This window comes from Vibrio sp. D431a (assembly GCF_030248655.1).
Taxonomy (GTDB): domain Bacteria; phylum Pseudomonadota; class Gammaproteobacteria; order Enterobacterales; family Vibrionaceae; genus Vibrio; species Vibrio alginolyticus.
The window spans coordinates 48,247-69,936 of record NZ_JAHGAP010000001.1 but is presented as its reverse complement, the minus strand read 5'-3'; the positions used below and the strand labels follow the sequence as shown (position 1 = coordinate 69,936).

Here is a 21,690-nt window from a genome sequence, read left to right as displayed (position 1 = left end):
TTCACTACACTTTTGCTTAAGCGAACATTCGAGTTCAAGTTCGACCTTCAACAAGCAAGAGTACAAATCAGATCAAGCCTCCAATTGCCGCTAGATCGCAACGTCGACATCTAACTTAGCCGCTTCTACTTTGTGCTGACGCAGCGTATCGTGAAGACAATCCAATACATTATGAAAAGCAATACTCGAACGAACTTGAGGATTGGTGCATAAGTTCTTCTACTCGTACTTGTGGACTCCAATTTGCGCCAAGAGTTTTCCCGAGCAAGCCTGCTCGAATAGAATGAGTCAAATGATGTTCACTTTGAGCGCTTCTTTGAACTTGACCAAAAAATGAGTGAGAATTGAATCCAAGTCTTTAGAGGAAACATTTTAGAGGAAACATAATACACCTGTGCTTATGTGTACCTAAAACCACTTAGGACAAAGAGTGTTATCATGGTGTTGCAATGCTAAATCGTAGTCAAGTGAGTAGTGATAACCTAACTACTCACTTATCTTAAGGTCGATCCGACACCGCTACACAAAAAGGCATTAACCTTGAGTTGGATTAACTTGATTGAACGTCGGTTTGCTCATGTTTAATAACTTCGGTTTTACTTTCGTTTTCTGACCAAGAAACAATGCGCCCTTTTTTCGCGTACTCTTCACGTAGAATCTTTTTTGCTTGGTTTTTATTGGTGTTATCAATCTTTCTTACGGTCACAAAGCAAACGGAGCCATTAGAGCGAACGGACTTAAACTCGTAACCTTGTTTATTGATCACCTTGGCACCTAAATCACATTCATAATTCTGATGTCGCTCAAATTCACCTACTATCCATTCAACCTCATAGACATGCCAAGAAGTCTTATTGCCATTGTAATAACCTGATGCTTTTTCTGCTATGAAGTTACCATGAATTAGCATTTTAGATGAATCTAAGTCACTTTCTGGTACTACGAATTGCCATGTGTTCAATTGCGATCTCCTTGCTTAATGCGACGGCTTGTGAGGCAAAGTAATGGTAGTTTATACGTATTTCAAAACAAATAGAACGACGGAATGCAATCCTAATCTAGAACTGTGCAATTCGAAGTGAGTGGAACTGATTCGTCCTCAGCACTACATCCATTCAATATAAGGGAATTATTTTACACTTATAACTGAAAGTCACCGAACACGACTTTATAAGTCCATTATTGTTCCCTTATAAACTCATCAAGTCTTTGTCGAGGTGCCACCAGCTAGCTCAAGCACTACCATTCATTATTTGATTTATAAGCGGTGAATAAATATATTCAGGCAAAATAATTCACCTCAATGTTTAAAAGAAATCACAAAAATAACAGATCGCATAAAATAATCAGTACATTGTCTGAAGTTGTAAGTAATTCTCTAAAAAAAATTACTTACAGGACTGAGTCCGAGAAAAGTCTTACAAAAGACCCACAAGGCAACTTCATTGTGTTTGGTAGTCTAATTGAACAACTTGATACGCTCGTAAGCCTGCATAATAAAAAACTTTCTTCTGGTTCTGGTAGCTATTGGTTATGCTCGAACCAAGCATCAAGCCAAATAAAGAACAAGCTACTTTCAATAGGTATAGAACAAAAGAAGATTCTTGAGATTTCAGACCAACATGGATGTATGAGACTTGATCCCTGCTTGCTAAATAGTGATGTGATTCACGCTATCATTTATACCTACATCGACACTCAACTGAAATTAAAAGTAATAAACAAATCTCAGAGTGATGTCATGTACGGTTTAGCTACCTATGTTGCTGAAAACTTGATGCATGTTCGCGAATGGTTTGCGGCAAACTCCTTGGAGATTGAAATGGTTTACAAACTCGGTGGTGATCACATCACAGGAAACACCAAGGCGTTAATAAACGACATATTAGGACTAAACATTGAAAACGCCTTAAAGTCCGCCGACGTTGTGGTGGCTGAGTCTGCCCATGAGAAATGGAAGCCTATCAAAGAGCATATGATGAAAGTTAGAGATACATTGAGTCGAATGTTCTGTACCACTGGTGGCTTCGGAACTAACATTGCAAAAGAAATCACACACAACGGTATGCATGTGATAGTCCACTCATCCGATCCAATAGTTCAGATGGTTCACGCCCAAATCATCAAAAGTCCACGCTCAGAACCTTATAGCTCGATCGGTAACACTTACGAAAAAAGTTCGAACACCTGCCCTGCATTCATAGAGACCTCAGAGTACTTTCCATCAAACTATTTTATAACTCCAAGTAATCTTTCAGCTACGTTTTGCCCAAGAAAAACACTGTTCATCCCGAATGATTGTTTTGTCACAGAGGAAGATATTGCCAGTGTTATTGATTGGAGCGCTGATGTAATAGTCTTACCTTATATAAATTCGGACGGAACCTATTTTAAATCGCCATTGCTTGAACGAATGCGTAGCGAAATACCTAGAAAATTAATTGCAGAGCCTAAAGCTATCTAGCATTAAGCGACAGCATTAGCTGTCGCCTTGATTTAAGTTCTATTGAAATTTTAGTGAGTCATAAGGGGTGCCAGCATCATTCTGGTAAAGCAACTTAAGCGCTCTTAGTGTCCCCTTCGATATTCTTTGATTACCTTCCCCAAAACCATCTACATGCCCAAACATCCCCAAGACATGCATCATCTCATGCGTTGCAATTTCGTGCGATTTTAAAGGTGAAAGATAACTGTAATCTCGTGCCCCGCCCTTTCTTTTGTGAGAGCCGAGATTCACATAATACACACCGTCGATGTTATGTGGGGAGCCAGTTAGCTTGTGGTGGTAGTAAATTTCGCTCGCTTCAGGGTTGGTGTTTACGCAGCCCAAAGAGTTTTTTGTTACTTTGTACTCAAGAATTTCACCATCTTGATTGACAACCCCTTCGTTGGCAAATCCCTCGTTAAACACTACACCTCGATTCTCAACTGCGTGGACGAACTCAAACATCTTTAGACCCACACTCTTTTCAATAAGCTTTAATGCTTTTTCAGCCCGTCTGATACCATTTGTTTGCACAGGGATTGGTAGAGACCAACGCTTTGTTTTCTCATCGCTTTGAATTGGACAAGTGTTGGGATATTTGGTTAAGAAATAAGGCAAGTATTTATTTTCGATAGCACAGCCGCTTGCGGTAATTCTGTTAGATTTATGCAGAATTTCGATGCTCTCTTTTAATGCCGCCTCTTGGATATTTTTGCTTTTTATTTTCATTTTTATATCTCTTATAAATTACCTAATAAGGTGATAACTCCTAATCTACAGGCTTAATAGGCATCTTGCAAGGTCTTTCTAATAAGTGCTTTTAAAAGATTCGATTCTTCATGTAAAAACAGTGGGATAGGTCGGAAATTAATTTCATCTTGAAATATTAGTGCTTTCATATAATTTCTCATATTAAGTTACCTAAATCTTTTATGAATTATGAAATTCACAATCTAATAATTATTTAGAAAACTAAAGGATTTTTTCATCTCAGGTTTTTTATTGTTAAATCACATCAAACCTAAATGGTTTCAACTAAAAGGTGAAGTTTCCAGACCTCTGGAAACTTGGCGCTGATTGTAACCTGTTGATTTTGTACGTTTTACTTTGGCGCCAAACTATTAACAAGAGTTACTTTGCTAGCCAGAAAACACCAGAGTGTTTATCTCGTTCATGATGATTTGATTTATCAGCAGGCATTAAAGAGGGCAATTTTCGGTTATTTACAGTAACATTTTTATTTTTTAAGCTAATTAGAAATGCCACACCTCAATACTGATGTAAAAAAAACCAGAATTAACAAATATTTCCAACAAATAAAACGTCCTACCCCATTGTTTATTATTTGGGCTATTTTAGCTGGTGGCTTTTTCCTATCAGAAGAACTCCATCATTTATTTTTACTAGGATTATTCCTTATAGGAGTAATATCAATACACCACATCATCACATATCTCATGGGCAATCCTGAAATAAGAGGCTCCACATTACCTTGTTACTACTTACTAAGTGCATTAAGCCTAGGAATTATAGCGTCGACTGCTACGATTGTTGGTACGCCATTTTATTCATCTCCATCTTGTGAAACGTGTGATGAGTTTCACCCATCTAGACCCGTACTTGAAGTGCAATCAACTAAAACCACTCATTAGCAAAAAAAAGCCCAGCAGAGACGCTGGGCTTTGTAAAAAATCAACCTTGCTGTCCGTAAAAGATATATTTGAGAAAAACCTCTGGTAGTAGTTGGACAGCGTCAGTGTGATACCTTGACATCACCAAAGAGTATTTATACATATCTTTTTCTTGCTCACCTGAAAACAAATCAACCACACTGTTCGGGACATCACCATCCGCGAAACCTGCTCTTGCTGCAACAACAAGTCTCACGTTCAAGTTGCTGTCCTCAGCAAGCATGGCGATAGCCTTAGTCGATGTCGTGTAGTAAGCAAGCGCTATTCTAACCAGCCAATTATCATCATTTGCCATTTGAGCATGAAAGCCGTTTCTATCTTCATCGCTAGGCATTTCGAGTTCGTAAACCAATGCTAGTCTGCGCACCAGTGGGCTTGAACATGACTTTGCAATTAATCTAATTGCTTGCTGATCCATCATTGAGTCAACAACACTCAAGAGCGCGTACAAGACTGACTCACTTTCATCAGCAATTAAACTTTCCAATACACTAGGATCGATTAGAAACTTCGAAAAACCAAATGATTCAAGTGCCATTGTTCGGACAACATCGTCTGGATGACTTAAGGCTATGTCGCGAACTAGACTTGAGGTGCCACCAAAACGACTCGCCAAAATGCGCATGAGTGATGTGTCTGCTCCGACTAAAAGCTTTTCTATCACATTTGAATTGCTAGCATCGTACCTAATTAACGATGCTACCCAAGTTCTCACAAGGACGGATTCATCTGAAGCCAGCATAGCTAGGATGTCTTGATAATCCTCTGAATGACATGCGACCGTGCACCTCACTTCCACTGAGACGTCTTTAGCAAGCTCCATTAACTCTTCATGCTTGATTCGAGAAGGTCTTTTGATGATCTCTATCTTCTGTTCTTTGGTTTTGGCGGAGAAATCGCATTTTCTCACAGGCTTCGTAAAGAACTTTGCCAATAATGACTTCGTCATCTTTCACCTTCCGTAATAAATAGTTCATGTAGTGGCTTTAGTGATTTCAGATTCACTGATGGGCAGCAGAAATCCTTGTAATCGTACATGGTGTGCAATGGCGCTGAAGATGCGTTACTAGGGAACACTCTCCCTTTCTCTGAGCGAACATAAACAACCATCGAAGTCAGACCCCGTAATTCAACCTTGTAGATGCAATAAGAACCATGAGTATCATCTTTGTCATCTAACATCACACAAATCTCGTCTTTGGTGAAAATCTCCCTGCCGCGAGAATCAACAAGACCTGTACTTAATCGGAGACCCATTATCTACATCCTTCATTCAGTAAAACATCCACCAGCATCAACAACCTCCATCCAAAATGGCTAGATCATTAAAGCTAACGTAAACAAAAGCTTCCTGATGACAATTAGGGCAAGTGACTTGCTTACTATTGGACAAAGCCTTAATTGCTTGCAGAACATTCTTTCTATGGGGTTCATCATGCCATTTTAAAGAACAGCAAGAGCACTCGACGTAACTTGCATCACTAGTAGTTTCACAAGTCTCGCTTGTTTTCTTGAGTACACCACCCGCTTTGTAGCCAACCAACTTAAATTCAGAAGCATGTGGATTTGAGTTGTTAGATAAAAAATCAGCTAGTGCCATTGGTGTATTAAACCACTCAGCATCTTCAATGAGCACGATCATTAAACTCTCACCACCCTCTTCGAAAAACACTTCGTAGATATCATCATTGAGCGAGAATCGAGCGGCGGCTATACCCAACCCACTTAGATAGGTTTCAAAATCCGAAACACACTTGAATGGTTCACGGATGAATCGCATCATTCTTTGATTTACTGGGATAAAAGTTGCGTCTAAGAAAGCGCTATAAATCGTACGCTTATCAATTAAGCTACCTGATGGGTCGAACTCTGTTAGGAATGTAGCGCCACAGTAGACATTGGACTTATCAGTTGTCACTTGTGCTTGATAGAGCCTTGCTGTTTCGTCTTGGACGCTTAACAGGTATATCGCCTCATTAGGTGTTTCTACGCACCTTGCATGAACTTCATTATGGCTTAACTGGTAATGTTGCTTAAAGCCCACTTGTGACTCATTGGCTGCAACTCCCCAACTTCTACCAACACCGTTAGTGTCTGAATAGTTGTTTATGCATTCTGTTATCTTTGAATGACATTCAAGAGCCTCTTTGTCAGTTAAGCACGTATGCCCTTTCAGTAGTCCTTTGGAGTCAATGAACATTCTCACATTCTGTTGGGAATCAATTCCAAGGACAAGAATATCGAATGTTACATCAATACCTTGCTGTCCGATCTTTAGCGACTTAATGTTCAGGTTGTCTGAGTCACTCATACGTTCTAACTGCTCAGGCTTAAGATTATATCCATCACCATAGAGCGGAGAGCAAAAAGGGAAACTCTTCACCAATGGTGGTGGTGCGTAGTTTGTTTGTTGGGTCATCTTTGAATAAAAGCTCATTGTAAAACGATGCAAGGTTATGTGTTATATTTAGCTATAATGCCACACAGGTTTGAGGGTGTATATACGATGCAATCACCTCAAACATGGCACAGTAGTTAAACGAATTTACAGGTTATTATGGAAACAAAGTTAATTGACGAAGACCTGCACCTTCTATGGTACAGCGTTGGTCAGTGCATTAAAAATTGGAACATTACAAGCGTGGACAAGTTGCACGCTATATTAATCAACATTGATCTAAACATGATGAGCATCATGGGCTCTACTATGTGTAGCTTCAATAAAATTATCATAGAGCCTGATGGTACGCAGAAATGCTCTGCACTTATTAGAGCACTCGAAGGTAAACTAGAAACGTTTAGCGAAATGTTCGAGTTCGACAAAGAGAGCAATACTTTAGGGTTTACCAAGGATGGAATTAAACACCTAGAGTGCGAAGACTACTCAAACAATCGACATGCTGTCTCAGGTGCTGTTTTTGATCTCTTTAAACTCACTATCCTTCCTAAGCAACAGTCACTGTTTCAGGCAAGCTTAGAGGATATCAGAGAAGCCAACCTTAAATTCATTGGTGATGCGATTGGTGTGTTTACGTTAATTGAGATTTGCAAGGCAGGTAACTTTGATGAGGACGTCTTAGAAGGCGTTATCGAAGAGGAGTCGATACAGACCCTCTGGATGAACGTCAAGGGACGCCTTGAGCTTAAAGAGTGTCTAGATATTCTTTAATGATGCTGGTGGATGTTAGACGCATCCACTGATCCCCCTCCCACTTCACAAGGATAAAAAATGGCATTTTTCGATGTCTTTGGTTCATACTTCAATGGCAAGAATCATATCGAACTAATAAAGGTCAAAAGACAAGACCCGTTAGGTCGAAAAAAAGCAGCAAAGGGTATGCACTTTCTAGGACGCATTGAAGCTCCGACCCCAAAGGTTGGGGAACGTGTAGCTCAAGCTCGCATAGAGAGTGGCATTATGGGAATGATTGCTCCTACCCATACTGAAAAAAATGTCGGGATATTTGTCGACATCAATGGTGTTTTAGACGATTACTCAGGTTGGACTAAATTAATGGCAATGCCAAACCAGAACAGTATGAGTGATTTAGAAAGGTTGGGAGTTGTTGTAAGCGCTGACAAACTAGCGAAACTCGCTTCGTTAGCTCTTAAGTACAATGCGAGTTTAATTTGCACCTCAGAATGGCGAATAAGAGGTATCACGATTTCAGATCTCATAGGTGAACTTGCAGACCCAGTCGGCACAGAGAGCGAAGCTTACCTTTACAAATTAATTGCCGATCGGGACATTCTTGAGTTCACGTATAAGACGCCCTATGAAAGAACGTGTAAAACCTCGCGCTCAGATGAGATCTTTGAGTACATAGAGTCTGAAAAGATTAGCCACTGCCTTGTTTTGGAAGATTCACACCCGATCCCTAAATCACTGAACCCAGTGTTTACCTCAGAGCACAATGGACTAACTAGCAGCCACTTTTCAAAAATAGAGGGTCTGTTAAAGTCCTTTGAATCAATCTAAGGCACTGCGGTTATTATTCCGCCAGTTAGACTAGATGAACTGAATACTTCTTGCTGATGCAAAGCCATGTGGTATTATCACTAAATGTTTTCCATGTGCTGTGCATCACACTTTAAGGTTTTATCAATGTTCATTAAGAAGTTATTTGCATCACTATTCGTTGTATTAATTTTAGCTGGTTGTTGTGGCAAAAAAGCTCACGAGACAGTGCGCTTAGAAGAACAGAGTACATTGAGTGTCTTGTACATTGATGAACTTAACCAGAATGGTTTACACGAAATTGCTCCTAACTACCTATTGGTGGGGTATTCGAAGGAAACTACTTTTGAGAAGGTTGATGAGTTCATTGATTTTCAGACTCAAACTGTCGAGAATTCAGGTGTAGATCCTGAGTTTATGTTTGAGGCAGGACTTTTACCGCAGACCTACAAATTATGAAATAAGCGCTCAGATGGGCGCTTTTTTTATTAAGGAGATTGTTGTTGCAATGCCAAGTTGTTGTGGTATTATGACCAATATTAAAGACGCAATGCAAAACAAGGAACGTAAACACTCTTGTCTATTCATGGCGCGTTTAACTTAAATTCTACTTATAAATACCAGAGGTGAACCATGCGATACACTGTTGTTGAAGCAAGTGGCGAAGTAGAGATCTTTGATAGTCTTCTCTCTTTATTTGGTTATGTCGAGTACCTATATTTCGATCGTGAACAACAAGTTACAAGAAGCTCTCTTAAGAAAAAGATAAAAGAAGCTGCTGAAAAAAACGGTAGCGTCGAAATGTTCGATTTTAGTGAGGTGTATTCCACACACAACTCTCGAAATAATAGCGATTGGTATGTAAAAGTTAAGCTACACAAGCCGCAATCAAAATGAACCCAAGAATATTCAAAAAACTAACTCAAGCTGCTGCCGCCCAAATCGACCGCCTTGGCATTATGGAAGGTTCTGAACGGTTTCTCACTACTCGCGATGAAGAAAGCTCGCCAGAAGTTAAGGGAGCCTACAAATGGGAACGGAAAAGCCTTGAGCGATGCTGTGGCAACTTAACGTCATGTCCAATGTTACTTCGAGGCACCGTCGGTTATGGAGCTTCGACAGGGTACTACGAGGTTGAGTGGAGTGACTCAGATGCACTTTCGTGCCTATATGATTACGTGACTGAATTATTCACGAACTGGGACGCCTGTAAAGGAACGGATTACCCAGAAAACAATTGCCCGAAAATCCTGATGAAAAGCGCTAGACACTTAATCAATTATGCTAAATCGCTACCAAAAGAAACTAAAACAAAAGCAAAGGTCATAAAACATGAAAAAGAACCAAATTGAAGTCAGCTTTCCGCTAAAAGCTACAGCAGCAGCAATTGCGTATCGCGAAGGTTGGGGGATTTTTCAAAACGAGAATGGTGAATTCGAACTCCAGATTGAACAGGAAGCGAACAAGCTAGAAACCGACTTCGATGCATGGCTACTGCTTACGTTAAAAGTGATTGAAGGCTCTCCGTTTCATATCGAGGTTATGAATCAACTTAAGCAACATGCGCCAAAGGAACACTCACAATGGGTTTCCCGCGATTCCTTATTACTACAAAACGCGCAAATCTCAGGCTTACCTGCCAAGGAGTTGGAAAAAGTCTATCTGAACTTGGGGTTGGAGCCAGACGGAACTCCTACGCCTTATGAAAACATGGTCTTTCGAGATTCCGAGCTTTGTAAGGTTGTTGATGTATCCGAGACGTGGGCTAAGAATGAAGAGAATGTGTCCGCTAAACGTGCTCTTGCTGCGCTAGATAAATTCGCATCAGAAAATGGCACAGCTATGCATTCGCATGATATCCAAACCTGTATTGTTAATTTGCTTGCGGATATTCATGTGCTCTCGAAGAAGTTAGATATTGATATTGTTGAACTTCAAGAAAATGCAGAAGTTGTAGCTAAGTACATAAAATGATAAAAAAAGGCACTTCTAAGACGAAGTGCCAAAACTATGACAATAGTAACAACATACTTTCAATTAGTAATTGTGCTTATGCTTTGCGTAGAATACATACCCTTTCAAAACACGGTATAAGTACCAGATACTTACAACCCAGAAAACGCTCCAAGACAACATCATTACTGAGGTTCCAAGTGCTCCGCCCAAAACTGCAACAGGTAGGGAAATTGTGAACACCAATGAAGCAACAATAGTCCACATAACGCCAAACCAGAATGTGCGCTGAAGATATCTACAATGATCCCTATCGAGACTTGAGCCATCAACACCATTTACGTGCGCCATGATAACACCTGCAAGCGAAAACAGTCCTAAAGTGAACACTCCCAAACCGAACATCAAATAAGTTATCCAGATAAGAGTTGGATTATCTTTCTCCATAACAGCAGGGGCGTTAATCACCTCACCTTCTGACTGAAGCGCTTCTTTATCCTCTTCAATTACGGGGTTAGAATCTAAATCTGACTCGCCCTCTTCTTTGTTCTTTATCGGTTCAAGTTCAACATCATTCGTCTCAACACGATTGCGCTCTTCCAATTCAGACTTAAGCTCTTTATCTAACATTACTGTTTTCTTAAATGTTAAAATATTAACAGCTAAATTAAAAGAACACTTACTTTTGCTGCCAATGTATAACTTTCCCACAAGGAAGACGTTTACAAAAAACATCGAAATCATTATTCAGACTCTCGTTGATAAAGTCTAACTCTAACCCAATATGCGGACTTCTTAGGATTTCTAAAGCTTGGTTTTTGTTAACGGTAATACTAGTTAGGACATTAAAGTTGCGCGTGAAGGTTATAGAGAAATTCACGTTAATTTTGTCTCAGTTTAAGTTTAAAATTCGAAGGTATAATACCACTCTCAAGCCTTGTGCAGCAAGGTTTTGGTGTTGTTCTCGTTATGGTGTTTGCTTAGGTTTTTGTGGTACAATGACACCACTGAGATAGGTTGTCTCAGTATCTTTTAACATAAGGTTATGCGGATGAATAGTAAGATTTACAATGCCTTCTTGGTAGTAGGACTTGTACTTGCAACTGGTCAATATGATAGTGCAAATGCTTCGAAGGATAGTGTCTCGATTACAATTAATTGCCCAAAGTTACTACTTGAAGATAGTTCACATTTTCCTAGCATTTGTGTTGATGAAATGCGCCCAGACGAAATGGATGTGTCGGAGCAATATTTTAGCGGTATTGAAAAATACAACCTAAACAACAGGCGAAGTCGTGAGGTCGAACATCCTCACAAACACATCTGACAAAAAAACGGCTGGTGGACATCCACCAGTCGTGTTAAGGAATAAAGTTTTTCCTCTCAAGTGTAACTCTTTCTCCAAAGGCTGCCTCAATAACCTCAAGCCACTGATTCTCTTTAGCCATCATGTATACGGCATTGCTTTTTCTCTTCCAAGTACTAAATGTCTTAAACCTCATTGCATCAGACAAGCAATCCTCGTAGCTCAGGCTTAAAGGAGTCGCGTCTCTTTCGTACAGTCCGATCCACCCTTTGTGTCGTGCTATTTCATAGCTCACAGGGTGCTTTTTACGCCATTCATCTTTAGAGGCAAACGACATATAGACTTCACGACATGATTCTATAGTCCATTTAGTTCCCCTACGGCACGGATTAGGGTTCACTGATTGAACCTTTTTGATTGGAAGGATGTCGTGGTTCCTGTTAGCCAGAGCCTTTTCTCTCCTTTTTCGACGCGACTCTTCTCGAACGTCAGCGGGTAAGTCTGAAGTCGACATAGAAGAGGTATCAACGACTTCTGGTGAGCTTGTGCAAGTCGGTTCTTTCAGGGGCTTAGTTTCAGCCTCAGCCGTTTTGTTAGATTTGTCTTGATCGGCCAACACCCGCTCACGCACTCTAGGGATACGTTTTGGTATTAGCTGCTCTTTATCGGCGTCAACACCAACGCTCTCTTTAGTAGAGACTGGAGAAGGGTTAGAAACTGGCGTCGCACGTTTAGAGTCGCGTTTGTTAATTTGTTCAATACACCTTTCGACCCAACCTTTCGATTCAGCAAAATAATAGATCATCGGCTCCGAGCGAGACCACTCTTCAAGAGATTTGTATCTGGCTGCGCTGCGTTTACAGGTCAAAAAGGTATAGGACATTGGTTAACTCCCTTATCAATAAAAAGATATTAGCAGCAACATGTCGTATGTTAACTCTGTCACATCCATACTTTGAGGTGGTTCTACAATTGTTTTTTAAAACCTTTACAACAGTAAGGTTAGTGGTAATATGTACAGTGGTATGGCTTAATCACAGAGAAATATCAACCGCTCGATTAACGATCAGTTTTGACAGGAGCTTTGATAAACGAGTTTTGTCGTATGTATCTCGAAGGGAACTTGTGAAGGAATACCTGAGTGGATGTCTTGCGAGAGATGTTTTTTTACAGATATAGAAAAGGCGGCACAAAAGCCGCCTAATTGCATAAATCGCTTACAACCGAAGGTACGTCTTATTCTAGATAAGACTCAGTCGCGTGGTTCCTAGTATGCAAGCTCTGTTTTTGCCTTAGCCCAATTACCAAGATTATCCAAAACCAGAACCCTATGACCCTTTAAGCTGTTTGTTTTGTCTTTAATGAAGTCACACACGAGCAGTTAAATCATGGGTGTTTTTTGTGTGGCGGCAAGAACAGCACTACTCGACACCACCCCCTACAGTGCTCTAGAAAAAGAAAGCCTGACGCATTGCGAACGGACTAACTTCCCAGAAGGTTTTGTAATAATGCCACAGAATTTCTGTAGTGCAATAGCAACCCTTCACTTTTCTTGCCATCATAAATCTGTTCGAATGATTTTTAAGCGAGGTGGTCACTTCGCGAACGACAGAAGCGACAGGAAGTCGTTTGCTGATCCGCTACCTTGATGTATTATTAGCCGCAACCAAATAGACTGTAGATAAAGCCGTGAACTCAGAAGCAACAGACCTCCTAACTGAACTAAAAGAGCAATTCGATCTGTTGATCGAATCCCATAACCGCTCCTAAGCACATATTCAAATCTGATCATGCACAATAATTTCGCCCACGAACGCGCTTTTGGGCTGTGTTTGTATAAATCCCTAGAACGGGATTTCAGCGCAGTAGTCGGGTTGCACCAACGCCCGTTTGGACGGGGCACTCACCGACAACATTTGCTCAAACCATTTACCAAACGCCTTGTGAACTCTCTTAATATAAGCAAATGCGTCACCATTCCCTGAATCCTTCGGTACAGGGAATGGCATTTGCTCAGAGCGCACTAGGCACATCGGTAATTTAGGTAACTTGCGGTTGCTAAAACCGATTCCCCGACGGGCAATAACGATTGCAGCAGCTTGATGGACGTTGAAGTTCACTTCGTTGTTATACTTCAATTTCCCGATAAAGCTTGTGTATGCTGCATTGATTGGGATTAACTCAATCCCTTTTTCAGCACAACGCAGCTTGATAATGCTAAGGAATTTGGCAGTAACCAAACTCGATACCATCTTGTTGTATTGCTTCTCTCGACCTGATTTGAGTTCAGATTTTTTGGCTTTAAAGTCCAGATTCTCAATAACAATCGGCTTGCCAGTTTCTTGAGCTAAACGGGTAACTTTGGCAATTGCTTCACCAAGCCCAGTCTTAACTTGATTACTTCCATCACCGTAGGACTTGTCGCGGAAATACAGATCGAACGTTTGAGTTTTATTACCTCGACTGTCGATCTCAGCTACCGCGAGGTGATGCTCATTCAAATCAATACCAATCGCACCGTTTTTACGTTCTGTTATAGGTTCCACGTCAATTTCCGTATCAATCGAAAGAATGACACGCCAACCTTTATGGTCTCGCTTAAAACGGCATGAGAGAGCTTGTCCAAAGTCACAAAGAGCATTGCTCTCGGTGAACTTGGAGAATTTCTCTAATGATTTATCATAGGATAAACGAGCATTATCAATATCTTTTGGCTTATCGCCGCGTTTAACCATTGCGGCAAGAACAGACTCAGAATGCTGTTGTTTTGTTTCTAGATTACGCTGGTGACGCTCGATAAGTCCTTTATTGCCCTTCCAACCTTTCTTTAGCTCGGATCGAATATCGTTGGACTCAATCGCTTTGAGTAACTTTTTAGTGCGGTAGTTGAAAGGAATGTGGTTCAACTCGATATGAGTGTTTTTGCCACTCACCATCGCATTTGGTAGTCGCAGTCGAATATTGAATAAATCACCGCCTGAGCGAGTGATAGTACAGGTCTGATTGCCGTTTACTTCGTCTTTTGAGCCCAAAGTAAAAAACTCAGAGTCGCGTTGTGCCACAAAAGCCTCACGCCATGTAGCATGATCGCAAAATCCGTTCGCCTCAAGGTTGTACTGCGCATTGAACAGCTTACGCGAACCAAAACAAACACTGATTTGACCGTCATCAAGCAACCTTAACCAACGTTCGATTTTATGGCTTGTTTTAGTGATGCGGTCGTGGCAACCTTTTTGCTCATTACGCAACTTGAACAATGCCTGTTTGCGTTGTTCTGGATCTGCGATTTCGTGAGCTTTGGCAAATGCTAGAGGTAGTTCAGCCAAGCGTTTTGAGCGGATTTCATTCTTTCTATGCGCTTCAAGAATGTAGCGTTGATAGTTTGATTTTTGGCTATCAAAAAGACCATCAACTTCGCGCTTGATAGCGTTAAACTGGCGACCAGTAAGTCCAAACTCTTTCAAAAAGTCCGACTTGTTGACTGCAATGCCTTTATTTTTACGAGATACCAAAACGCGCAACGCCTTAGAATAATGCGCAGCGTATTCCTTAAGAACTGAATCGAACTTGTCCGACACGTCCCTTGGAAGTCTGGTTTCAATGGTTTGAGTCATTTTGGTCATGAGTTGTATGTTTACACAGTACTAAGGATTTATCCAGTTCTTTTTAAACGGTTTTTATGACTGCGCTTACCATATAATCTGGCACTAAATACTGTCATTAAGGTGATCACGTCCTTGGTCAATTCGACCTCAAATGACTCATCCTCTTTCGCATTGACGATGTTTACATCAACATTGAACCATTGGCACAGCTTAAAGACTAGTTCATGACCAAATCTCAACAGCCTATCTACGTGGGTCAGAACCAGCTTTTCAACTTGACCTGAGATAATCAGCTTCAAAAGTTTGTGCAACCCTCGCTTTTTGCAGTTCATTCCTGAGCCAAGATCGGTAATCACTTCATCACAACCAAGTGATTTCAGATACTCTGCCTGAGTTATCAAATCGGACTTTTGGTCAAAACTCGAAACTCTCGCGTAGCCAATGACTTTTCTTTCGAAGTTTATCCCGAGTAAATTTCTTATCTCAGAAATGCAGAAACGGCGGTGATTCCCCGCCGTTCTGTGAGATTCTTTGATCTTGCCCGACCTTTGCCAGCGTCTGATTGTTGGCACCGAAACCCCGAGCATTTCAGCGGTATCGCCAATTGATAGATATTTGTTGATTGTAATCATTTACTTAAATGATCAGGTTTAGACTAATATTTGGCAACTTGCGTTCGACCCTGATGCAAGCCTTCCTTTTAGCAAAAAACTTGAGGGGAAATCGGGTTTTGTTTATTGCAAATGGAACCCGTATAAGCCATCCCTAGTGTTCGCCAGAATATCCTTTGATGAGGAAGTTCAGAAGCAAGGTGTTTTTTCAGAATTCCTGAAGTACGCGTTATTACGTTCAGGCGGAGTGTTTTCGTCAATCGAGATAGATGTGTGCGAGAATCCATTCCTTGCTGAAAAGCTACGCAGAGAGGGTTGGGAGGCATTTGGAGCTTGTGAAATATCACTTGAGCACTGCCCTAGTTTTAGGATGAAAACATAGTTGTCATCTCAACAAACGATACCTCGCGTGGCGAGGTATCCCTCTGGCTGTTATCGAGTTAATATTCGACTTAAACTCTAATGCGACGTTTATCTTTAACCTCTAAAAAATCTCATTATTGGTATTGCAATGCCAAGTTGTTGTGGTATTATAGGTCTCGAAGTCAGGGAGATGGTTTCCCTGAACAATAAACACAGGTTAAGAAAATAAAATGAATAATGTTAATTTTGACGTTGAACCAATGAAGGTTTCTGAGTTTAAAGCAAATCTAGAAGCCCAGAAAGCCGAACGAATCAAGTTTGTAACCCCGTGCGGTGACATCCTCTTTGCCGATAGCGTTGACCTTACTGCAATTTCAAATCCAATTGTGGAAATCAACGCTCAACTTGAAGATGAGTCCAATGAAGCCGACGCAATCTCGACATCTGAAGTGTTAAAGGAAATCAACGCTCACAACGAACCTATTTGCGATACTCCTGTCGATGACTGTTTTATGTATTTATGGGATGATGGTAGCCGCCACCCTGTCATTTGCTTTTCCGAAGATAGCTCAGATAAAGAATTAGTAGTAATCCTTGGACACTCCTGATACGACACTCAACCTGCGGTGTATTTTCACCGCAGGTGTTATCTTAAAACTTAACACGGAACGCAAATATGGCTACTTTTCACCTAAACTCAGCGCTAAACTTCAAGGCTAACGCTGAAGATTCACTTAACTCACTGAGTTCATTAATTACTGCATCCATGCCATCAAAAGGTCTTGTTGAAAGCGACTGTCAGCAATTGTACATTACAAACCTTCTGATGCACTTGGAGAGGGCGATTGATAGCGTTGAAGAGAGCGACTTTTCTCAGGACGTAGATGCTGATGATTACGAAATTATCTCGTTCACAACTGTTCATAATTCTGATGTGTTCACACTTCAAAACACTGACGCGGGATCAGAAGTATTCCTTCGAGTAGTGAGCAAAGAAATTTCTATCGATACTTCGGAAGCGGAATCTCTTATTTATGATGTTATCTCAACAAAATCTCATTCTGAACTAGGTAACTCGGAAGTTGAAGTTCCTCTGTATCAGGATGGTGCGATGTTGGATGATGTCTTAATCCTCCGATTTTAAACAAAAATATAGAAAATTAACCACTTGGTGTTGCAATGCCAAGTGGTTAATGTATAATAGCGACAGATTTGAGATTGGTTCCTCAAAAAATAGCACAGGACTCGAAATGCAATACTTAATAGTTAAAAGTAAATCAACAAACGCCCTAAATGTTCTTGAGAAAGATGGTGTGTTTTATTTAACCACCAAGCATCTTATTAACTCTACATTTGTCTCACCATCCCTTTCAGATGCAATCCAAACTATCGTTGGTAAGGGTGATGGCACAAAGGAAAAGCCATACCTTGACATCTCTTTGGATGATAAGCTGAATTTGGCGTACTTAGAAGATGGACTGGTTAACCCTTTTGATGATGTTTTTTGTCAAAAAATCCAACAGAATCTAGAAGAATCGTACAAATTGGTCTCTGCCGATCTTCAACCAAGTCATACTGTCCCAACCCCGTCATTCTTTGCACCAAGATACGCAAAGAACCGTTCTGCTGAACTACGAAAAGTAGACAGTCCAAACTTTTGCATTGTTCGTTTAAGTAAGCAATTTGACGACAACTACAAACTTGGTGACAAGGTCTTTATTATTTCGGGTTATTGCCAAGCAGTTTACAAGCTCAGACATTTCGAGATCCTTGACCATGTCGATGAAGAGTATCTATACGAAAATCAGAATGTTGATTACGAAAAATATTCGTATTTCGTAGCAGAAGAAGTTAAAGCCTGACACCAAAGAGCTCTACTCGTGTAGAGCTCTTTTCATTTTTCAAAGCTCTATAAAATCGTTCATTAAATTTGAATTTAGTTATCCACTTGGTGTTGCAATGCCAGTTCATTGTGGTATTATAGCTTTGTCGGTAAGGGGTGGTCTCTTAGCCAAACACAGGTACTTCTAATGAGCACAATTAAACAGATTAATGAGAATGCAGAGAAAGCAATCAAAGAACATATCATTTCTTCTTTGAAGGTGGCGTTCGACGAAAACGTTGATATTCACGTAGAGCAAATCGATTTTAAGTATGAGCATGTTATGTTCCGAATCATTCTCAAAGATAAAAGCACTGTTTCTGAGGTTCGCACCTTTAACTTCTTTGATGAACTAAAGAATGGTTCGAAAAAGGAAATTGATAATATCGCCTCTCTTGAGTTCTACCCGTTTTCTTAATTTCATTCTAAGGAAGGGGGGCTTGTCCCTCTCATTCAATATGACAGAAACTATCACGCTTTATCACGGAACCGACTATGAGTCTGCGCTTTCAATCCTTAAGACAGGATTAAGGAAAGACTCCTGTCTTACGAACGATCTTGATACTGCATTAGATTTCGCACTCAGTACATGTGAATGCAATGGAGTGTCCAAAGATGAAGCTGAAATTATTGAGATTCAGGTAGACAAAAATTCTTTGTATGTTGATTACCCAGCATATGAAGAACCTTTGACATTATATCGAAACAATTGGGCGTCAACGGATCGCGAATGGCACGAGATGTGTGACAACGGTGAAATACCCTACCCTACCGATAAGACCGATGTTGACGTTGCCTTAATGGTGACTGGCTGCGTTAGAACTTCCATCGCCATCGACTCATCTAAATGTAAATTGCACTCCAATAAATAACAGGATTCGACCTTATGCACACTAACCTAGCAGACACACTCCTTAGTATCGCTGACTTTGGTTCATATGTTGTTCGAGAAGATGGGGGAGCTGAACATTGTATTGGTGGCTCTCTAGAATCCATCTTGAAACCCATCTACTTCGCAACAGAAAGGGACAAAGTTGTTGAACACGTCCCAATGGAAATTAATGTAAACCATAGAACAAAAGAAGTTTCGGTTGAGCACCCTTATGCTTTAAACATTAACGAGTTAGAGACTAAGGTTAAACAAGTTTACTTTGGTTCAGAATTGACTAAAGGCTTTCGAGTGATTGGGAATAAACTCCCTACTCATCAACGCTACCTTCCACATGATTACTGGTATCGTTTAACTGTGTGTAAGTGCCCTCCGCCACACATGACTCCTGCACGAGGTAAGGTGAAGCATAAGTTCGAACGAGAGCTTAACTTAATTAATAAACAGAGAGGTTCGCGTCATGGTTAACACCATTCAACCGCACAACAGAAGAAAACTCTTTGATGCAATTGAAGGCATGACGGATAGTGAACTAAACAAGGAATTAATGTTTCTAAGTGGCGAATTCACAAAGTCACAACTGGAGCGAAATTCAGGGATTGAAGTTCATTACTGTTCCGACTGGAACTTAACAATGCAGCTTGCTATCAAAAACAAAATCTCTCTCAATTACCATGATGATTTAGGCATTTGGTCTACAGATCAGACACTGAAATCACAAGGTGGGATTTATTACACCGCTTTCAAAGAAGACAAAAACGACGGGCTAAATACCAAAAACTCTCTGAGATGCTTTGTTGTCACGTTGGTAAAAATTTTAACTGATAAATCTTTAAGTTAGCAAAGGTAAGCAAGATGCGTAATAAACCACTATACGAAGCTATTAAAGGCAATGCGAACTTGGAGTCTTTCAGAAAAGTTGTCCGCCAGAGCATTTTGGATATCACAAACGTTCCTCTTAGCAACGATGAGATGGATAAGGTAATTTCTAGAATGCTAGAAGCCCCGAACTGGACTGAAATCGTCAACAAGCATAAAAGCAAGCCTATTGATGACATCAAGTATCGAGTGGGCTTTCACGAGATGCTAAAAGATAGCGATTTGCTAGATTCCAATATTTACTGCGCGGTATTAGAGTCCAATGGTGGCGATAAGATTCTATTTTATTCAGCCTCACAACACCCCGATTCAGCCGCAGAGAAGATGCATTGTTTAGGGAAGAATTGGGGATTTGAGCTTAAAGACCTAAAGGTTAGCGTGAGTGACATTGATCCTCATATGCTGACCGAAGAGCAAATTGCGGAGATCTCGTTAGCTAGAATGCATCTTTCGGCGGAAAAACTTGGATGGTGCCTAGGTGGGAGTGATGGTGAGTCATTTGATTTTTACCACGATACTTTTATGTGTTCTCTCGACGACGAACGCTTCCGAGATATCACTGTCGGTATCACTTACAATTTTTATTCAAAGAAGATCACCTGTTGCTCTGTCCATCTGAATGATGGAGAAGGTTCCTACGATTACCATGAATTAGAGGTTGATGAAAACCTTAACATTCTTGACAACTACGATGGCAAAACTTACCTGCATACGTTTGAGGATTTGTCTAAGTTTGGCTTGGACGTAAAGCTAACTGAAATCCTCTCTGCGGTAAAATCACTAGCATCTGATTAGACTCAGAACCAAAATTAGCTTAAGTGCCACATATTGTGTGTTATTTATTCCTAAACTTGCAAAAAAAGTTTGAAATAAAAATATCATGTGGCACTATAACTATCGAAAACAATCCATCTATCTTTGGAGAAAATATGTCAAATGTATGGAATGCTGAAAAGCTAAAAGAATTCCTTTCTGGACACAATACATCAGTTAAAGTTGTTAGCAATGACTCCGCTATCCTGACGCTTCATGACCACAATGAAGTTGAAATTGTTCTTTTCATCAACGACAAGTATATGACGGTTCAGTCAGCACTTTTTGAAGCTGGAGATCAAGAAGAGTCAAACTTTATTAACAGCCTGATTCTTCGAAACACCAAGCGTTATGAGCTATCTAGTTTTGCTCTAGAAACAATTCGTGGCAAAGACTGGTATGTCATCCTTGGTCAGCTATCTGCTAGCTCTACAAAAGAGAGTCTTCTACTTGAACTAAACACACTAGCAGACAATGCTGTTTTGTTCATTGATGAGATGTCAGAGGCAATCACTATCTTCAATAATGCGAAAAAAGAGAAAGGTGAACAATAATGCTACGATCACTCCGCCGAAACGTAACACTACTGGCAAAGTCAATTGTCGGTAATGCAAACGAATCTTTGCAAGATGAACACCAAATTGACCTTTTAAAACAAGAGATTGTCGAGAACAAAAAGACCATCTCAAAAGCAGAAGACGAGTTGATCGAGCAACGAGCTACATTAAGCGTTAAAGACACAGAGCTTAAAGAGTACCACGAACGACGTGCTGAGCTAGAAACTAACCGCGATGCTCTTAAAGTACAGCACTCCGAAGCTGTTGAATCTGGCGATGACGAAAAAGCACAGCGTGCAGTGGCGTTAGCCATGAAGATTAAAAACAAGCTGAAAGAGTTAGATGTTGAATACATGCCTCAGATCGAAGATTTTGAGCGCTCTCAAGCGGTCGTTCAGGAGCTAGAGCGAACTATCGATGAGAAAACCAAAGGCATCGAAATGGCTGAGCGTGAGATCAAGTCTATGGAAGATCGCGAAAAGCTTCTTTCTCTTCATGAGCAAACATCGTCTCTGACAGATAGTCTGAACGACATGGACTCAGACAACAGCGCCCTTGCTCGTGCCAAAAGAAACCAAGAGATTCGTGCAGCGAAGATTGATGAGCGTAAAAAGCGCAATCAAGTAAAAAGCACAAGTCTAGAAGATGAAATTGCCGAGCATTTTTCATCAGAAACTGAAGATGACCCTTGGGCGTAA

28 protein-coding genes are annotated in these 21,690 nt (G+C 40.5%); 19 read left to right on the top strand and 9 right to left on the bottom strand.

The features are described 5' to 3' along the window. Positions 1 to 550: 550 nt before the first annotated feature. Positions 551 to 961 (bottom strand): hypothetical protein, encoded by a 411-nt coding sequence (locus KJB35_RS00435; protein WP_285468881.1) that lies wholly within the window; start codon positions 959 to 961, stop codon positions 551 to 553. 486 nt (positions 962 to 1,447) lie between these two features. On the opposite strand from KJB35_RS00435, the gene KJB35_RS00430 reads away from it, so the two are divergent. Continuing rightward, positions 1,448 to 2,464, top strand: coding sequence for a hypothetical protein (locus KJB35_RS00430; protein ID WP_285468880.1), 1,017 nt, complete (start codon positions 1,448 to 1,450; stop codon positions 2,462 to 2,464). 39 nt (positions 2,465 to 2,503) lie between these two features. Here KJB35_RS00430 and KJB35_RS00425 read toward each other — a convergent pair whose 3' ends face one another. From KJB35_RS00425 to KJB35_RS00410, 4 genes are all read right to left on the bottom strand, one after another. After that, positions 2,504 to 3,214: a hypothetical protein gene (locus tag KJB35_RS00425; RefSeq protein ID WP_285468879.1), complete on the bottom strand. Its 711-nt coding sequence runs from the start codon at positions 3,212 to 3,214 to the stop codon at positions 2,504 to 2,506. 963 nt (positions 3,215 to 4,177) lie between these two features. After that, positions 4,178 to 5,125, bottom strand: coding sequence for a HEAT repeat domain-containing protein (locus tag KJB35_RS00420; RefSeq protein WP_285468878.1), 948 nt, complete (start codon positions 5,123 to 5,125; stop codon positions 4,178 to 4,180). Further along, positions 5,122 to 5,433, bottom strand: a complete 312-nt coding sequence (locus KJB35_RS00415) for a hypothetical protein (RefSeq protein ID WP_285468877.1) — start codon at positions 5,431 to 5,433, stop codon at positions 5,122 to 5,124. Before KJB35_RS00415 ends, KJB35_RS00420 begins: the two co-directional genes overlap by 4 nt. 37 nt (positions 5,434 to 5,470) lie before the next feature. Next, positions 5,471 to 6,595, bottom strand: a complete 1,125-nt coding sequence (locus KJB35_RS00410) for an acyl carrier protein (RefSeq protein ID WP_285468876.1) — start codon at positions 6,593 to 6,595, stop codon at positions 5,471 to 5,473. 138 nt (positions 6,596 to 6,733) lie between these two features. Here KJB35_RS00410 and KJB35_RS00405 point away from each other — a divergent pair, with 138 nt between their 5' ends. The 6 genes from KJB35_RS00405 to KJB35_RS00380 all read left to right on the top strand — a co-directional run bounded on the left by KJB35_RS00405 (position 6,734) and on the right by KJB35_RS00380 (position 10,108). Next, the gene (locus KJB35_RS00405) at positions 6,734 to 7,345 is read left to right on the top strand and encodes a hypothetical protein (protein ID WP_285468875.1); all 612 of its coding nucleotides are present in this window, start codon (positions 6,734 to 6,736) and stop codon (positions 7,343 to 7,345) included. 60 nt (positions 7,346 to 7,405) lie between these two features. Then, positions 7,406 to 8,155, top strand: a complete 750-nt coding sequence (locus KJB35_RS00400) for an HAD domain-containing protein (RefSeq protein ID WP_285468874.1) — start codon at positions 7,406 to 7,408, stop codon at positions 8,153 to 8,155. A gap of 126 nt (positions 8,156 to 8,281) precedes the next feature. Continuing rightward, positions 8,282 to 8,593, top strand: a complete 312-nt coding sequence (locus KJB35_RS00395; RefSeq protein WP_285468873.1) for a hypothetical protein — start codon at positions 8,282 to 8,284, stop codon at positions 8,591 to 8,593. A 174-nt stretch (positions 8,594 to 8,767) separates the two neighbouring features. Beyond that, a complete protein-coding gene (locus tag KJB35_RS00390; protein ID WP_285468872.1) occupies positions 8,768 to 9,031 on the top strand; it encodes a hypothetical protein in 264 nt (87 codons plus the stop codon). After that, positions 9,028 to 9,486: a hypothetical protein gene (locus KJB35_RS00385; protein ID WP_285468871.1), complete on the top strand. Its 459-nt coding sequence runs from the start codon at positions 9,028 to 9,030 to the stop codon at positions 9,484 to 9,486. Before KJB35_RS00390 ends, KJB35_RS00385 begins: the two co-directional genes overlap by 4 nt. Further along, positions 9,467 to 10,108 (top strand): hypothetical protein, encoded by a 642-nt coding sequence (locus tag KJB35_RS00380; RefSeq protein ID WP_285468870.1) that lies wholly within the window; start codon positions 9,467 to 9,469, stop codon positions 10,106 to 10,108. Before KJB35_RS00385 ends, KJB35_RS00380 begins: the two co-directional genes overlap by 20 nt. 63 nt (positions 10,109 to 10,171) lie before the next feature. Here the strand turns inward: KJB35_RS00380 and KJB35_RS00375 are convergent, their stop codons facing one another. Beyond that, positions 10,172 to 10,717, bottom strand: a complete 546-nt coding sequence (locus tag KJB35_RS00375) for a hypothetical protein (RefSeq protein ID WP_285468869.1) — start codon at positions 10,715 to 10,717, stop codon at positions 10,172 to 10,174. Positions 10,718 to 11,138: 421 nt separating this feature from the next. On the opposite strand from KJB35_RS00375, the gene KJB35_RS00370 reads away from it, so the two are divergent. Beyond that, a complete protein-coding gene (locus tag KJB35_RS00370; protein WP_285468868.1) occupies positions 11,139 to 11,414 on the top strand; it encodes a hypothetical protein in 276 nt (91 codons plus the stop codon). Between the two features lie 34 nt (positions 11,415 to 11,448). Here KJB35_RS00370 and KJB35_RS00365 read toward each other — a convergent pair whose 3' ends face one another. Further along, complete coding sequence (locus KJB35_RS00365) at positions 11,449 to 12,276, bottom strand: hypothetical protein (RefSeq protein ID WP_285468867.1); 828 nt, start codon at positions 12,274 to 12,276, stop codon at positions 11,449 to 11,451. A 520-nt stretch (positions 12,277 to 12,796) separates the two neighbouring features. On the opposite strand from KJB35_RS00365, the gene KJB35_RS00360 reads away from it, so the two are divergent. Then, positions 12,797 to 13,042: a hypothetical protein gene (locus KJB35_RS00360; protein WP_285468866.1), complete on the top strand. Its 246-nt coding sequence runs from the start codon at positions 12,797 to 12,799 to the stop codon at positions 13,040 to 13,042. 195 nt (positions 13,043 to 13,237) lie between these two features. On the opposite strand, the gene KJB35_RS00355 is transcribed toward KJB35_RS00360, so the two are convergent. Both KJB35_RS00355 and KJB35_RS00350 read right to left on the bottom strand, forming a co-directional pair. Beyond that, a complete protein-coding gene (locus KJB35_RS00355) occupies positions 13,238 to 15,016 on the bottom strand; it encodes an IS200/IS605 family accessory protein TnpB-related protein (protein ID WP_285468865.1) in 1,779 nt (592 codons plus the stop codon). A 29-nt stretch (positions 15,017 to 15,045) separates the two neighbouring features. Continuing rightward, the gene (locus tag KJB35_RS00350) at positions 15,046 to 15,621 is read right to left on the bottom strand and encodes an IS607 family transposase (protein WP_285469244.1); all 576 of its coding nucleotides are present in this window, start codon (positions 15,619 to 15,621) and stop codon (positions 15,046 to 15,048) included. A 581-nt stretch (positions 15,622 to 16,202) separates the two neighbouring features. Between KJB35_RS00350 and KJB35_RS00345 the strand changes: the two genes are divergently transcribed. From KJB35_RS00345 to KJB35_RS00300, 10 genes are all read left to right on the top strand, one after another. Further along, positions 16,203 to 16,580: a hypothetical protein gene (locus KJB35_RS00345; RefSeq protein ID WP_285468864.1), complete on the top strand. Its 378-nt coding sequence runs from the start codon at positions 16,203 to 16,205 to the stop codon at positions 16,578 to 16,580. Between the two features lie 68 nt (positions 16,581 to 16,648). Next, positions 16,649 to 17,116, top strand: a complete 468-nt coding sequence (locus tag KJB35_RS00340; protein ID WP_285468863.1) for a hypothetical protein — start codon at positions 16,649 to 16,651, stop codon at positions 17,114 to 17,116. Positions 17,117 to 17,222: 106 nt separating this feature from the next. Next, entirely contained in the window at positions 17,223 to 17,834 is a 612-nt protein-coding gene (locus KJB35_RS00335) for a hypothetical protein (RefSeq protein WP_285468862.1), read from the top strand. Between the two features lie 168 nt (positions 17,835 to 18,002). After that, positions 18,003 to 18,272: a hypothetical protein gene (locus KJB35_RS00330; protein ID WP_285468861.1), complete on the top strand. Its 270-nt coding sequence runs from the start codon at positions 18,003 to 18,005 to the stop codon at positions 18,270 to 18,272. Between the two features lie 22 nt (positions 18,273 to 18,294). Next, the gene (locus KJB35_RS00325) at positions 18,295 to 18,726 is read left to right on the top strand and encodes a hypothetical protein (RefSeq protein WP_285468860.1); all 432 of its coding nucleotides are present in this window, start codon (positions 18,295 to 18,297) and stop codon (positions 18,724 to 18,726) included. Between the two features lie 14 nt (positions 18,727 to 18,740). After that, positions 18,741 to 19,211 carry a hypothetical protein gene (locus KJB35_RS00320; protein ID WP_285468859.1) on the top strand — a complete coding sequence of 157 codons (471 nt, stop codon included), beginning with the start codon at positions 18,741 to 18,743 and terminating at the stop codon, positions 19,209 to 19,211. Continuing rightward, positions 19,204 to 19,584, top strand: coding sequence for a hypothetical protein (locus KJB35_RS00315; protein WP_285468858.1), 381 nt, complete (start codon positions 19,204 to 19,206; stop codon positions 19,582 to 19,584). Before KJB35_RS00320 ends, KJB35_RS00315 begins: the two co-directional genes overlap by 8 nt. Positions 19,585 to 19,598: 14 nt before the next feature. After that, positions 19,599 to 20,417 (top strand): hypothetical protein, encoded by an 819-nt coding sequence (locus KJB35_RS00310; protein ID WP_285468857.1) that lies wholly within the window; start codon positions 19,599 to 19,601, stop codon positions 20,415 to 20,417. 134 nt (positions 20,418 to 20,551) lie between these two features. Then, positions 20,552 to 20,989 (top strand): DUF2170 family protein, encoded by a 438-nt coding sequence (locus KJB35_RS00305; RefSeq protein WP_285468856.1) that lies wholly within the window; start codon positions 20,552 to 20,554, stop codon positions 20,987 to 20,989. Beyond that, positions 20,989 to 21,690: a hypothetical protein gene (locus tag KJB35_RS00300; RefSeq protein ID WP_285468855.1), complete on the top strand. Its 702-nt coding sequence runs from the start codon at positions 20,989 to 20,991 to the stop codon at positions 21,688 to 21,690. The genes KJB35_RS00305 and KJB35_RS00300 overlap by 1 nt, the downstream gene beginning before the upstream one ends.